18 protein-coding genes and 1 other annotated feature are annotated in these 13,534 nt (G+C 36.2%); of the genes, 9 read left to right on the top strand and 9 right to left on the bottom strand.

Going from position 1 to position 13,534, the window contains the following annotated elements:
- Nucleotides 1–272 precede the first annotated feature (272 nt).
- Nucleotides 273–1,250: a diacylglycerol/lipid kinase family protein gene (locus EHR_RS02620; RefSeq protein WP_010738512.1), complete on the bottom strand. Its 978-nt coding sequence runs from the start codon at nucleotides 1,248–1,250 to the stop codon at nucleotides 273–275.
- Nucleotides 1,251–1,676: 426 nt separating this feature from the next.
- Here EHR_RS02620 and EHR_RS02615 point away from each other — a divergent pair, with 426 nt between their 5' ends.
- Nucleotides 1,677–2,180 carry a QueT transporter family protein gene (locus EHR_RS02615; RefSeq protein WP_010738511.1) on the top strand — a complete coding sequence of 168 codons (504 nt, stop codon included), beginning with the start codon at nucleotides 1,677–1,679 and terminating at the stop codon, nucleotides 2,178–2,180.
- Between the two features lie 210 nt (nucleotides 2,181–2,390).
- On the opposite strand, the gene cbpA is transcribed toward EHR_RS02615, so the two are convergent.
- Nucleotides 2,391–3,032 carry a cyclic di-AMP binding protein CbpA gene (gene cbpA, locus EHR_RS02610; protein ID WP_010738510.1) on the bottom strand — a complete coding sequence of 214 codons (642 nt, stop codon included), beginning with the start codon at nucleotides 3,030–3,032 and terminating at the stop codon, nucleotides 2,391–2,393.
- A 160-nt stretch (nucleotides 3,033–3,192) separates the two neighbouring features.
- Here cbpA and rpmG point away from each other — a divergent pair, with 160 nt between their 5' ends.
- From rpmG to EHR_RS02590, 4 genes are all read left to right on the top strand, one after another.
- Entirely contained in the window at nucleotides 3,193–3,345 is a 153-nt protein-coding gene (gene rpmG, locus EHR_RS02605; protein ID WP_002294578.1) for a 50S ribosomal protein L33, read from the top strand.
- 18 nt (nucleotides 3,346–3,363) lie between these two features.
- Entirely contained in the window at nucleotides 3,364–3,534 is a 171-nt protein-coding gene (gene secE / locus EHR_RS02600; protein ID WP_010720158.1) for a preprotein translocase subunit SecE, read from the top strand.
- A 99-nt stretch (nucleotides 3,535–3,633) separates the two neighbouring features.
- The gene (gene nusG / locus EHR_RS02595) at nucleotides 3,634–4,179 is read left to right on the top strand and encodes a transcription termination/antitermination protein NusG (RefSeq protein WP_010720157.1); all 546 of its coding nucleotides are present in this window, start codon (nucleotides 3,634–3,636) and stop codon (nucleotides 4,177–4,179) included.
- A 243-nt stretch (nucleotides 4,180–4,422) separates the two neighbouring features.
- Nucleotides 4,423–5,307, top strand: a complete 885-nt coding sequence (locus EHR_RS02590; RefSeq protein ID WP_010738509.1) for an alpha/beta fold hydrolase — start codon at nucleotides 4,423–4,425, stop codon at nucleotides 5,305–5,307.
- Nucleotides 5,308–5,559: 252 nt separating this feature from the next.
- Here the strand turns inward: EHR_RS02590 and sdaAA are convergent, their stop codons facing one another.
- Together sdaAA and sdaAB are read right to left on the bottom strand one after the other, a co-directional pair.
- The gene (sdaAA, locus tag EHR_RS02585) at nucleotides 5,560–6,426 is read right to left on the bottom strand and encodes an L-serine ammonia-lyase, iron-sulfur-dependent, subunit alpha (RefSeq protein ID WP_010738508.1); all 867 of its coding nucleotides are present in this window, start codon (nucleotides 6,424–6,426) and stop codon (nucleotides 5,560–5,562) included.
- Nucleotides 6,427–6,439: 13 nt separating this feature from the next.
- Nucleotides 6,440–7,108: an L-serine ammonia-lyase, iron-sulfur-dependent subunit beta gene (gene sdaAB / locus EHR_RS02580; RefSeq protein WP_010720152.1), complete on the bottom strand. Its 669-nt coding sequence runs from the start codon at nucleotides 7,106–7,108 to the stop codon at nucleotides 6,440–6,442.
- 538 nt (nucleotides 7,109–7,646) lie between these two features.
- On the opposite strand from sdaAB, the gene rplK reads away from it, so the two are divergent.
- From rplK to rplL, 4 genes are all read left to right on the top strand, one after another.
- Nucleotides 7,647–8,069, top strand: a complete 423-nt coding sequence (gene rplK, locus EHR_RS02575) for a 50S ribosomal protein L11 (RefSeq protein ID WP_010720151.1) — start codon at nucleotides 7,647–7,649, stop codon at nucleotides 8,067–8,069.
- A 103-nt stretch (nucleotides 8,070–8,172) separates the two neighbouring features.
- Nucleotides 8,173–8,862, top strand: a complete 690-nt coding sequence (gene rplA / locus EHR_RS02570; RefSeq protein ID WP_010720150.1) for a 50S ribosomal protein L1 — start codon at nucleotides 8,173–8,175, stop codon at nucleotides 8,860–8,862.
- A 79-nt stretch (nucleotides 8,863–8,941) separates the two neighbouring features.
- Nucleotides 8,942–9,067: a sequence feature (ribosomal protein L10 leader region), on the top strand.
- 173 nt (nucleotides 9,068–9,240) lie between these two features.
- A complete protein-coding gene (rplJ, locus tag EHR_RS02565) occupies nucleotides 9,241–9,744 on the top strand; it encodes a 50S ribosomal protein L10 (RefSeq protein WP_010720149.1) in 504 nt (167 codons plus the stop codon).
- 52 nt (nucleotides 9,745–9,796) lie between these two features.
- The gene (gene rplL / locus EHR_RS02560; protein WP_010720148.1) at nucleotides 9,797–10,165 is read left to right on the top strand and encodes a 50S ribosomal protein L7/L12; all 369 of its coding nucleotides are present in this window, start codon (nucleotides 9,797–9,799) and stop codon (nucleotides 10,163–10,165) included.
- Between the two features lie 101 nt (nucleotides 10,166–10,266).
- Here rplL and EHR_RS02555 read toward each other — a convergent pair whose 3' ends face one another.
- The 5 genes from EHR_RS02555 to EHR_RS02535 all read right to left on the bottom strand — a co-directional run bounded on the left by EHR_RS02555 (nucleotide 10,267) and on the right by EHR_RS02535 (nucleotide 13,533).
- Nucleotides 10,267–11,412 carry a site-specific integrase gene (locus tag EHR_RS02555; protein ID WP_010738507.1) on the bottom strand — a complete coding sequence of 382 codons (1,146 nt, stop codon included), beginning with the start codon at nucleotides 11,410–11,412 and terminating at the stop codon, nucleotides 10,267–10,269.
- Between the two features lie 12 nt (nucleotides 11,413–11,424).
- Nucleotides 11,425–11,739: a hypothetical protein gene (locus EHR_RS02550; RefSeq protein WP_010738506.1), complete on the bottom strand. Its 315-nt coding sequence runs from the start codon at nucleotides 11,737–11,739 to the stop codon at nucleotides 11,425–11,427.
- Nucleotides 11,740–11,842: 103 nt separating this feature from the next.
- Nucleotides 11,843–12,922 (bottom strand): LPXTG cell wall anchor domain-containing protein, encoded by a 1,080-nt coding sequence (locus EHR_RS02545; RefSeq protein ID WP_010738505.1) that lies wholly within the window; start codon nucleotides 12,920–12,922, stop codon nucleotides 11,843–11,845.
- A gap of 140 nt (nucleotides 12,923–13,062) precedes the next feature.
- Entirely contained in the window at nucleotides 13,063–13,299 is a 237-nt protein-coding gene (locus EHR_RS02540) for a type II toxin-antitoxin system RelE family toxin (protein WP_010738504.1), read from the bottom strand.
- Entirely contained in the window at nucleotides 13,300–13,533 is a 234-nt protein-coding gene (locus EHR_RS02535) for a hypothetical protein (protein ID WP_010738503.1), read from the bottom strand.
- Between the last annotated feature and the right edge of the window lies 1 nt (nucleotide 13,534).

Raw genomic sequence — 13,534 nt, 5'->3', positions numbered from 1 at the left:
TTGAAAAATTCAGGCTTATTTCAAGGAGCTGATGTTTGAACACCGTTTATCCGTTTTTAGAGATAGGCAGAAGAGCCTGAGGCAAGTTTTGGCTCAGGCTCACTTGAATCGCTCCTAATGAGAATGTTACTTATTTTTTAAGAGCCAAGAGATAGATAAAGACCGCAAAAGTTAGCCCAACAAGTCTGACTTTTGCGGTCTTTTTAATATCTACAGCTCTTTTTATGGGGTTATCTTCCCCATGGAAGAAAATGTATATAAAATAGGCAAAATCAATGTGACACGTTACACCAAAACAGTTGCTTTTTGGTAGCTAATTGCAAATCAAAAGGTTGTTTTTGGCTATCTTCACCATCTTCTTGACCATACTGAGGAACAGTTGATAGTATGCGCAATCTGCTAGTAGTAAAATGATGGAAATTTTTTGATTTCATTTGCTTTTTCTGTAGTAATAAGAAGATGATTCCCAAGATTTTGAATAAATTCACTCGTTCAACAACAACTAGATCGATCGTTGGTTTGGCAATTTCTGCTGTCGGCGCAATCGCTACACCGCCGCCAAAATAAGGATGGTTCGTTGCAGTACATAAAAAGGCTTTGTCAAAACTGATTTGTTTTCCGCCAATGTCCACTAAGATTGGAAACCCTTTTTGCCAAAAAAAGACACGTAGGATAGAAAATAGGTAAGCAAAAGAACCTAAATTATATTTATTTAATTTTGTTTTTGAAGTAGAGTGGTTTGTAGCATGAACGATTGTCGCATCTAAGCCAATACCAAAATTGTTTACTACTACACCTTGTTTGTCACTCACTTTTTCCTCGTAAGTTAAGAGGTTGATTTCTTGAGGTTTGTTCGTCTTTAGGATATTTTCTAATGCTTTCTCGGCATTTCTAGGTAACCCAATCCCTCGAGCGAAATCATTGCCAGAGCCTGCGGGAATATAGGCTACTGGAAATGCCACATCTAGTTGATAAAAGGTATTTAACACTTGATGCAGTGTACCATCACCACCGATGATCACGAGTAGGGGAAATTCAGACTCGCTTTCTTGTGGTTCGTCTGTCCATTCAACTAATGTTTCTTTCGCTAACTCTTCGGCAATTTTAGCATCATGCCCTGGATACTCACTGTATTGGATCGAATAGTGAAGCTTTTTTTCGGCAAATAGCGGAATCATTTTTTCTGCTACTTTTTTACCAGCACCACTTCCAGCAGCTGGATTGATCAATAAGTAATAATGGAAATTCATTTTTACCTCCTGCATCTGATTCAGAAGATGAGTAAATCTCACTCATTCCACTCATTCATTAAAATAGAAAAAATGATCAAACTATTTTTTGCTTAGTCATTTAGTGAACAAGCAACTGAAACTTCTATCGTTAATTTTACATGGTTTGTGTCTTAGCGAAACTAAGAAAACAAACATTATTTTTTATCCTTGGCTATTATAGCAGAGAAGAGGAATTTTGAAAAAGCACCGTGCATAAATAAGAGGTAAAGTTCACCCTGATTTGAATAAATAGCATGGAAGCAAAAGACTTATATTTAGAGAACGTTTTTTGTAGGAGCAGTTTCAAATCGCGGGGATATCTGCTATAATGAATCCTTGCTTATGACAGCTGCGGTTCATCAACCATCCCGCATTAAAAAAACTAGGAGAAATGAGGAATATTTTATGCAAAAAACGATGGAACGCCAACGATTGATGGTCGTTGTAGTAAATGGAATCATTATGGCTTTGTATTTGGCACTTACGATTTTAGTGGCACCAGTCTCTTCTGGACCTATTCAATTTCGTATTTCTGAAAGCTTGAATCACTTAGTAGTCTTCAACCGGAAATTACTTTGGGGCGTGTTAGGTGGCGTCATTGTCTATAACGCATTTTTTGGTTTTGGTATATTAGATGTGGTCTATGGTGGGGGACAAACCTTGATTTCATTGGGGTTGACTGCTTTGCTACAAAATAAAGTAAAGAATGTCAAAATAAGATTAGCATTAAATACGCTTTTCTTTACAATTAGTATGGGATTGATTGCGTACATGTTGGTACCAACTGGTGGACAAGCATTTTGGACAACTTACGGTACGCTAGCTTTGAGTGAGTTCATCATTATGGCTATTTCTGCACCATTGATGTATTACTTGGATCGTTCCCTAGACTTTGAAAAAAGAGTATAGCGATCAATAGGTAGATATAGGAAAACCTGTTAATCAGTTAAAATATATTTATAAAAAGGGATAACAGTAGTTAAAAGAAATTCATCTTTAGCTACTGTTTTTATTTCTGAAAAATTAGCGGATTGAACCAACCGTTATTGATTCTATCCGCTAATCTTAGTATGTTTTTTTCTATCGTAAAGTCGTAAAGTTGACTGATCCTTTACACATTTATTCAGGGTTTTGTAAATTTTCGATTTCGATCACTTTGTAATTTTTCTTTTCAAGATGGTTCACGATCGTGTCGCAAACTTTTTGATCTGTATGTGCAGGTAACGTGATCAGTGTACGACGGATGTATTCTTCTTTTTCAATATCTAAAGTGATGCAACTTGCGATACTACTATGTTTTGCGATGATTTTAGCGATCGTAGCTAAATCTCCTTGTTTTCCAGTAGAAGCAATCGTTAAAACATAGCTGCCTTGTTCTACGCTCCAAGATTGTGAAAGCATGTTTAGCAATGTACTGTGGGTCAAAATACCGTAGAAATGATTGTCATTGTCAAGAACAGCAATATAAGGCAACTCTTTGATCGTAAAAAATATTTTAAAGAATGAAGTATCTAAATAAATGAATTTTGTTGCATTTTTCAAGAGGTGGGTGACGGGTAAAGTCATATCTCCACCATTCGCTTTGTGACGATAAATGTGCATTTTGTAAATATTTCCACGGAAAATATTTCCTGAAGCATCTAAAATTGGCACACAACGATAACCAGAGGATTCTAGAATCGCTAAGGCTTCTTCCAAGGTACTAGTTTCTGTGACAGTTGTTAAATCTTTTTTCTTATATACGAGTGTTTTTAGTAGCATAAAGTTACCTCCATGTATCTCATTTTTACTTAATTTCAAATTAATCATATCATAATTAATTATAAAACAATAGGTTATTCAATCTCGAATTGACAGAAAATCTTTTCCATGATACTGTAAATGAGTATAATTTTGATTTTCAGTGAGGAGGTAGGAGCGGATGGCAAAGAAGAAAGCAGCATTAGCTTGTTCCGTTTGTGGTTCTAGAAACTATACCAAATCGGTTAGTGAAGGAAAAAGTGGCGAACGTTTGGAAATCAATAAATTTTGTAAATATTGTAATCAATACACATTACATAAAGAAACAAAATAGAGGACAGGAGGGCCCGCAATGAAATTCATTAAAAGTGTAAAAGATGAAATGAAACAAGTGACTTGGCCTAGTGGCAAACAATTACGCAAAGACACACTAGTTGTCATTGAAACATCAATTATCTTTGGTGTGATGTTTTTCGTAATGGACACAGCGATCCAAAGCTTATTTGCTTACTTACTAAAATAAGTCGCTAGTAAAAGCAAGGATATCGTGCTATAATCAACGTGAAGAAAAACTTCGGGAAACTGGGGTTTTTTTATTTTACAACGAAATGAGGAGCCTTTAATGGAATCTTTTGAAAAAAATTGGTATGTACTACATACATACTCTGGTTATGAAAACAAAGTAAAAGCAAATATCGAATCACGTGCGCAAAGTATGAAAATGGCTGACTTTATTTTTCGTGTAGTTGTTCCTGAAGAAACTGAGAAAGAAGTAAAAAACGGAAAAGAAAAAGAAATCGTTCATAAAACATTTCCTGGTTATGTCTTAGTAGAAATGATTATGACAGATGCTTCTTGGTATGTTGTACGTAATACACCTGGTGTAACAGGATTTGTAGGGTCACATGGTGCAGGTAGTAAGCCAGCTCCATTATTGCCAGAAGAAGTAAGTCACATCTTACGTTCAATCGGTATGAGTCTTCGTCAAACAGATCTAGAGATCGAAGTTGGCGAAGTAATCAAGATCATCGAAGGTGCTTTTGCAGGCTTAGAAGGTCAAGTAACTGAAGTAGATGAAGAAAAAGAAAAACTAAAAGTTAATATTGATATGTTTGGTCGTGAAACAAGTACTGAACTTGATTTTGAACAAGTAGATAAAATCGACTAAGTATTCAACTATCTGAGGATGGATTTTTAAATAGAAATCCATGCGACAATCAGATAGCATCACGACTAAAAGATTGAAACCGAGATTTGCAAAAATTGTTTAACCTATTTTTGCAATATTTCGGTTTATTTTTTCAAGTCGTTCACGAATAACCACTAATATAGGTTGGGAATTTGAGCCGATTTGTCAGTGGAAAATTGAGAATGCTAGTCAGAGGATCGATCAAATTAGAAAGGAGAAACAATGAAAAATTGGAGAAAGTCTGGAATCGTCGGCTTTTTATTGATGATCAGTGTTCTTTTTATAAGTGGCTGTCAGACAAAAGAAACAAGTCAGTCGTCTGAAGCTGCTAAGACAGTTGAAACAACGCAAGCAACGAAAGAAAAGGAAACGCAATCGACTACCCCTACTTTGTTTTTCCATGGATATAGTGGGACAGTTAATTCATTCAAAGGAATGATCCAGCGCCTGGAATCATCAGAGAGTGGGAAAAAAGAATTAACATTGACGGTTGATGTCAATGGCAATGTACAGGCAGAAGGAGAACTTTCAAAAGAAGCAGATAATCCAATGATCCAAGTTCTATTTGTAGATAATAAAAATAATGAATGGAACCAAACAGAATGGATCAAAGACTGCTTAAGTTATTTGCAACAGACGTATGGAATCAATCAAGTGAATCTGGTAGGACATTCGATGGGGGGCGTCAGTGGTCTTCGGTATTTAGCTACTTATGGACAAGATCAAACGTTGCCTAAAGTGGATAAATTCGTGGCAATTGCCGCACCATTCAATGACTTTGAAGAAAATAATGGGCAAAGTATCAGCGATGAATTAGCTAATGGTCCAGCGATAGCTTCTAGTCGTTATCAAGACTACCAACGACTTATTGGCAATGTGCCAACCACTACACAAATCCTGCTGATTGCAGGACAAGTGAGTGAGACGGATTTAAGTGATGGGACGGTGCCATTAAGCAGCGCTTTAGCAGTGTATGCGTTATTGAAGCAACATGGAAATCAAGTGGAAGAAAAAGTGATCACAGGGGAGAACGTAACGCATAGTATGCTTCATGAGAATAAAGAAGTTGATGCCCTCACGCGCCAGTTTCTTTGGAACATGAAGTAGAGGGCATTAAAAAGTGTTTCATTCTGAGAAGAGATTAAGAAAAAGAAGGACGAAAATCGAAGATGAACGATTCAGAGCATCAATCAGTGTGAGATACGACGTAAAGGTGCAGCTAAGATGAAAATAGAGACTGGGACAAAAATTGTCTCAGTCTCTTCTACATATCTCTAAAAGCGAATAAACACTTTTGTCTCAACCTCTAAAATATAGTTGTATTCATGGGGAGTAAAGGATCATAAACCCAAGTAATGGTTATCGATTCAATATATCTTCAGTCAAACGCTTTGCTGTTGGTGTAACCGCCAAGCCACCTTCAGCCGTTTCTTTAAAGATGGCTGGCATCTGACGACCTACTTGATACATCGCTGCGACAACTTCATCTGGTGGGATGACACTTTCGATTCCTGCTAATGCCATATCTGCCGAAATGAACGCCTGAGAAGAGCCAAGGGCGTTTCTTTTAACACAAGGGACTTCAACGAGGCCTGCGACAGGATCACAAATCAGACCCATCATGTTTTTCAGCGTAATTGCGATAGCTTGGGCGGCTTGATGGGGCGTACCATTTTTTGCACAGACAAGGGCGGCAGCGGCCATTGCACTTGCTGAACCAACTTCTGCCTGGCATCCGCCTTCTGCACCACTGATGGAGGCGTTATTGGCAATGACTAATCCAAAGGCACCAGCGGTAAAAAGAAACTCAATCTGTTGTTCGTGGGTCAAAGACAATCGGTCACGGACAGCCATGAGGACACCAGGTACAACACCAGCGCTTCCTGCTGTAGGGGTGGCACAAATCAACCCCATTTTTGCATTTACTTCGTTGACAGCGATAGCGTTGCGGACTGCTGACAAAATGGTTTCACCACTTAAAAAGTCGGCTTCTTTTAAGTAACGAGCTAGTTTTTGGGCATCGCCGCCAGTGATTCCAGTCACAGACGTTACACCTTCGTTTCCTTCAGCGATGGATTGTTCCATGACACTGAGGTTTTTTTCCATGATTGCAATGATTTGTTCTCGTGGACGACCACTCATATCCATTTCAACAGCAATCATTAATTCTGCGACACTAGGATAATTTTCTGCTTGGCGAACTAACTCTTCAATAGAGAAAAACATCTTTCTTCCTCCTTTAATCAAAATAATTAACGCTGTCGATCTTCGGTAATTGCGTTAGTTTACTTATAGTGTCATCTACTTGTGGATCATCTACTTCGATAATCATAATGGCATTTTCACCCTTTGATTCTCGTGTAACAGTCATTGTACCGATATTTGTATTTGTTTCTGAAAGGATATTCGTTACTTTAGCAATCATCCCAGGTACATCTTGATGAACGATGATAAAGGTCGGTGTTCCCATGCTTAATGAGATTTTGAAGCCGTTTAATTCCGAGATTTGGATATTTCCGCCACCAATCGAGATACCAGTGACTGAAAGTTTCCGTTTTCCTTTTTTCAACAATAGTTTAACGGAGTTAGGATGCTCTGCTTTTTCACCCTTAGGCACAAAGAGAACTTCCATTCCTGCTTCATAAGCTAACTGCAGTGAATCTGCCAGACGCTCATCATCTGGTTCCATGCCTAACAAACCACCAACTAAGGCGATGTCTGTTCCGTGTCCCCGATAGGTTTTTGCAAATGATTCATAAAGATAGATATCCACAGAATCTGGTTGTTCCCCAAAAATACTACGGACGATTTTGCCGATTCGAGCAGCTCCAGCAGTGTGAGAGCTGCTTGGACCGATCATGACTGGACCAATAATGTCAAAAACACTACGATATCTTAATTCTTTCATTTTTCCACCTCTTTAAAATAGATAAACACCCCAGCAAAAGTAAGTGAACGGTGTATAGCTCACTTACTCGTTTCCTCATCATTTTTGAACCATAAACTACATTAGTTAAATTAAATAAATATTTCACAAGCGTGCATTAATCTAGGAAATGCATCAATGATAGCTATGAAAATATATCGAATAATATTTTTATATTTTTAAATAGAAGAAAGCAGAAATTTCTAAATTACTAATGAGTGAGCGGTAGTGATACCTTATGTATTTTCGCTTGTTTTCTTTTCAGCGTAAGTGTATCACAAAAGAAGGAAGATGAGGTGGACTTCCTGTTGATTTTTAGTTTTTTTTAGAGGTTCAAGCAATAAATTAAACATTTATCAGAAAAAAATCTTGAAAAATAGAATATATTTGCTATACTGTATCAGTGTGCATTGTCATATGCATTATTTTGACTGATAATCGAAGGATTATGAGTGAAAACGTGGGAGGAGAAATATGCATCTCCAATTAACCACATCACGGACTTAAGGAGGTATGTCTCGTGGCAAAGAAAGTAGAAAAAATCGTTAAATTGCAAATTCCTGCAGGTAAAGCAACTCCAGCTCCACCAGTAGGTCCTGCACTAGGTCAAGCGGGTATCAATATCATGGGATTCACTAAAGAATTCAACGCTCGTACAGCTGATCAAGCAGGTTTAATCATTCCGGTTGTTATTTCTGTATACGAAGACCGTTCATTCACATTCGTTACAAAAACACCACCAGCTGCAGTATTATTGAAAAAAGCTGCAAAAATCGATAAAGGTTCAGGCGAACCAAACAAAACTAAAGTTGCTAAAGTTTCTAGCGATCAAGTAAAAGAAATCGCTGAATTAAAAATGGAAGACCTAAACGCAGCTGACATCGAAGCAGCTATGCGCATGGTTGAAGGAACTGCACGAAGCATGGGGATCACTGTAGAATAATCGCTACACCCTAAGAAAGTAGCTTCTCAGTTGGCTCTGTATTGAAAGATATAGAACACGTGGGAGGTACAACCGTTATAACCACAATCAAGGAGGAACCAAAATGGCTAAAAAGAGCAAAAAAATGCAAGACGCATTAAAAAAAGTTGATTCAAGTAAAGTTTATCCTGTTGCCGAGGCTGTAGCTTTAGCAAAAGAAACAAACATTGCAAAATTTGACGCGACTGTTGAAGTTGCATACCGTTTGAACGTAGACCCTAAAAAAGCAGACCAACAAATTCGTGGTGCTGTAGTATTACCAAACGGAACTGGTAAAACACAAACTGTTTTAGTTTTTGCTAAAGGAGACAAAGCAAAAGAAGCTGAAGCAGCTGGTGCAGATTTCGTTGGTGACGACGACATGGTTCAAAAAATCCAAAACGGATGGTTTGACTTTGACGTAGTTGTTGCTACACCTGATATGATGGCAACTGTTGGTCGTCTAGGACGTGTTTTAGGACCTAAAGGCTTAATGCCAAACCCTAAAACAGGTACTGTAACAATGGACGTAACAAAAGCTGTTAACGAAGTAAAAGCTGGTAAAGTTACTTACCGCGTAGACAAAGCTGGAAATATCCATGTACCAATCGGTAAAGTATCATTCGACAATGAAAAATTAGTTGAAAACTTTGCAACAATCCATGATGTATTAGTGAAAGCTAAACCATCAGCAGCTAAAGGTCAATACATGAAAAATATCACAGTTACAACAACATTTGGACCTGGTATCCATGTAGACCAAGCTTCTTTCTAATTCTTGAATTAGAACGTTGATTGATCCAACTGAAAAATAATTCTTGACTCAACTAGTTTAGCATGCTAAGCTAGTTGAGGTTAATAATTAACTTGTACCGAAGACAGTAGGTGGCGTAGCCTTAATTTCCTACCGAGGACGTTTATTGAATACTTTCAATAGTCCCTCTATGTCTACGGTGGCATAGAGTTTTTTTATTGTGAATCACTAAGAACAAAGTGAATAGATGATGAACAATACTTGGCGAACAGAGTGAGCGAAGTTCCCTCTCAAGCGAAGTGAATCACTAAGAACGAAGTGAGTAGATGATGAACAATACTTGGTCAATGATCAAGTGTAAAAACTCTTCCATCAAAATTCAGGAGGTGAAACTCAAAAATGAGTGAAGCAATTATCGCAAAAAAAGCAGCAATCGTTGATGAAGTGAGCGAAAAATTTACAGCAGCAGCTTCTGTAGTCGTAGTTGACTACCGTGGTTTAACTGTTGATGAAGTGACTCGTTTACGTAAACAACTTCGTGATGCAAACGTAGAAATGAAAGTTATCAAAAACTCAATCCTTTCACGTGCCGCTAAAAAAGCTGGATTAGAAGGCTTAGACGAAGTATTCACTGGACCTACAGCCGTTGCATTTAGTAACGAAGACGTTGTAGCACCAGCGAAAATCATGGACGAATTTGCTAAAGAAGCAAAAGCATTAGAAATCAAAGGCGGTATCATCGAAGGTAAAGTATCTTCATTGGAAGAAATCACAGCATTGGCAAAATTGCCAAACCGCGAAGGACTTCTATCTATGTTGCTATCTGTACTACAAGCGCCAGTCCGCAACGTGGCTTACGCTGTCAAAGCAGTGGCAGACAAAGAAGATGGAGATGCAGCTTAATAGCCGCATAGCATAAATAAAAATACGAACATCTAAAACGGAGGAAATTATAATGGCAATGAACATTGAAAACATTGTTGCTGAGTTAAAAGAAGCAACTATCCTAGAACTTAACGACTTAGTTAAAGCTATTGAAGAAGAATTTGGCGTATCTGCTGCTGCTCCTGTAGCTGCAGTTGCTGCTGGTGGCGCTGCTGCTGCTGAAGAACAAACAGAATTCACTGTAGAATTAACTGCAGCTGGAGACCAAAAAGTTAAAGTTATCAAAGCAGTTCGTGAAGCAACTGGCTTAGGCTTGAAAGAAGCTAAAGCTGTAGTTGACGGAGCTCCTGCACCAGTTAAAGAAGGCGTATCTAAAGAAGAAGCTGAAGAATTAAAAGCTAAACTTGAAGAAGTTGGCGCATCTGTAACTGTTAAATAATTTTATTGATTTTTAATTGACTAAAAGCCTTGATATTTAAGGTTTTTAGTCTTTTTTTCTTTTTTTGACCATACTTTTGACCATACTTTTGACCATACTTTTTAAAAATTTAAATAAGCTGCAAACTTATCAGCAGACCTTTCTTTTTGTTTTTTAGTCACATGAGTGTATATGTTCATTGTTGTATGAATATCTGAATGTCCTAACCTTTCTTGAACTTCTTTGATAGACAAACCAGTTTCAAATAATAAGCTACAATGTGTATGACGGAAGCCATGTATGGTAATATCATTGAAATTATGTTCTTTGCATATTCTAGATAAAATAATATTAGGCCGAGTTATATCTATACAATTATTGTTTTTAGAAGAAAAAATTATTTGATTCTTTGTTTTAGCGTGTTGACCATGTGCAAGTAAATAACGTTTTTGCTGAGTTTTCCATGCCTTCAAAATATTTAGTGTTTCGTCATCTAGCGAAATTTTTCTAATAGATGTGTTTGTTTTTGGTGGTGTAGAAATAAATTTATTATCTGAATTTCTCGTGATAGTTTTATTGATTTCAAGTGTTTTATTAAAAAAATCTACATCGTCCCAAGTTAATGCTAATGCTTCACCTTTTCGTATTCCTGTAAAAGCTAGAACTCTGAATAGAGGATAAGTTATAAGGAATTTGTCTTTTTGACAGCATTCAAGAAAATCTTGTAATTCTTCTTTTTCAAAATATTTTAATTTAGTCTTTTTTTGCTTGCGTTCTCCTTTGGAAAAAGTCACTTCTTTCATAGGATTTTCTTTAATTAGGTTCATTTTTTTTGCATAATCAAAAACTGCAGATGTATAACATTTTAAAGCTTTATAGGTAGAATATTGTTCTTTCCATTTGTTGATAGCTTCTTGACAGTAAGCTATGTTATAGCTTTGTATTTTTTTATTTCCAAAAAAAGTTGAAATGTTTTTATCAAACAAAAACTTAACACGTAAGTAAGTACTTTCTCTGACTGTTGGTTTATATTGTTCAATCCACATATCTTTTACTTGTGTAAAAGTGTAGTTATTGTCTTTTACTAGTTTTTTATCTGTAGCTAAAACTTCTAGTCTAGCTAGTGCGATTTTCGCTTCTTTTTGTGTTTTGAATCCTCTTTTAGTTGTATATCTCTTTTTTCCAGTTAATGGATCAATACCAAGATATGTCTTGAAGTACCACGCTTTTTCACCATTTTTCTTTTGATATTGTTTGATCATAGCCATAAAATTCAACTCCTATTCTAATTCTATTTCTAAAATACTATTGTCAAATGATTCTAAAATCTCGTTTTTTTCTATGAAATCAATCCATTCTTGGTATCCGTTGTATTTTGGAATTCCTAAATGAGATTTAAGCTTTTGATAGGTATTCATTACGATTTTTTTCCATTCTTCTTCACCAGTGCGAATGATTTTATCATCATCCCACTTTTTTGTTTTTCCGGTTCGTTTACTATTTTTTGATATTTGATAGTCTTTCCATTTTGTTAAAAATATATGTTTTGAATTAGAGTTGTTTTCTAACCATTCTTTGAATTCTTGATATTGCATGTTTTTCTCCTTTCGAATGTATGTTCTTATCGTTGTAAAAGAAAAGCCCGAAGGCTTTTCTTTAATCATTTTTAGAAAAAGAGAGCATCAGCTCTCTTTTTTATCAGAATTTCCAAATTAAAGCAACAGAACCAACAATTAAAGTCATAAGCACACCAGCCGTAGATAGAATATGATTAACTTTTTCTCCAGTTTTTGGCATGGTATATTTAGAGGTTGAAACTGGATTTTTCTTGGTAGTTCCGACAGATGATTTGGTTGCGATAGGTGCAGGTGATTTAGTTGTTGCATTATTCGTTTTCGGAGTAGCTACTGTTGATGATGATGTCGTCATTGTTGTTTGATTAACAGTTCCTGAATTTTGAGTATTTCCAGAAACGACTGCTGACGCTGGGTTTCCGACAGTTACTGTAGTTGTAGTACTCAAACCTGTTTTTCTATCTCTGAATGTAATTTTATATTGTCCTGGCAAAGAGCAATTAATAACTTCGATATTTTTATTTGCATTTCCTTGGGCAGGAGTAAAGCCGAGTTTTAGAGCTTGGGCAATTGTCATTACCTGAATATTATTTAAGTTTGCTGGTCCAATCAAGGCATTTAAATCAGTGTAATAAACTTTTGAATTTTGTTGCCCATTTTTAGAAATGTAGGCATAATTACTTGTAATGATGACATCTAAATTATTTTTATCCCCGTTTGTGTAAGTTATTAATTGCAACAATTCATTTTTTGAGATTGTAACACCTGGTTTTACTCCATAAGATTTAGATGTAGCTTTTAAAGTAGTAACAGGTGATGCGCTTGATTGTGTTGTTTCTTGAGTTGAGCTGTTAGTAGTGCTACTAGATTCTGTTGAGCTACTAGTACTTGATTTAGTAGTAGATCTTGAAGTAGTACTTGATGATGCTTGAGTACTATTTTGTGTTTCTAGCTTGCTAGTAGTACTAGTCTCTGTCTTAGCTGAAGAGCTTGAACTAGTGCTGTCTTTAGTACTAGAAGATGTAGTACTGCTAGTCGAGCTATCTTTTACTGGGGTAGTAGAAGATGTAGTAGTACTGTTTTTTTCAACAGAAGAAACTGTAGTTTTTTGAGGACCAGAATCACTAGTTGTTTCTCCATAAACTACTGGCGATGCACAAATAAGAGATAATAGAGCGACGGACGACAATAAAGCTTTTTTCATATATTTTCCCTCCTCTACAAAACTTTTCAAATTTAGAAAAAGATAATAACCTAAGAAAAGTTTTGCTTGCTATTATTTATTTGCAGTCAATAGCCGAGGAAATTCGGTTAGGTAGTCCGTGTTGGTAGCACGGGCTTTTTTTATTTGTAAATATCGCCACGGTTGCCAATTCTAGCAATAATACATACTTTGCCATCATCGTCAAAAATGATACGGAACGTACCAACACGTAATCGTTTGTAAGAAGAATGACCTTGCAATGGTTTGACATCGCCACTAGGTAGAGCATAGATAGCTTTGATAATACGACTTTTTGTTTTTTCATCTTGTTTCTTCAAAAACTTTAAAGGTTGTTTTTTGAAAATTACTTTTTTCATTTACATAATTCCTAATTCTTTTTTTAATTCTTCATAGGTAAAGTCTTGACCACTGTCTGTTTCATCAATACTAGATAAGAGTTTTTTATAGAAATCGTCAACGATAACTTCGCCATCTTCGTTAATTAGATCATTTCCATTTGATAGTTTATAAACTAATTGTAAGACAATTTCTGTTGCTTCATCATCTAAATTTTTAATAGCATAAGATAATTCTTCTTGTTTTGTAGTCATC

The organism is Enterococcus hirae ATCC 9790 (assembly GCF_000271405.2).
GTDB classification, from domain to species: Bacteria; Bacillota; Bacilli; order Lactobacillales; family Enterococcaceae; genus Enterococcus_B; species Enterococcus_B hirae.
This window is presented reverse-complemented; position numbering and strand designations above follow the sequence as displayed.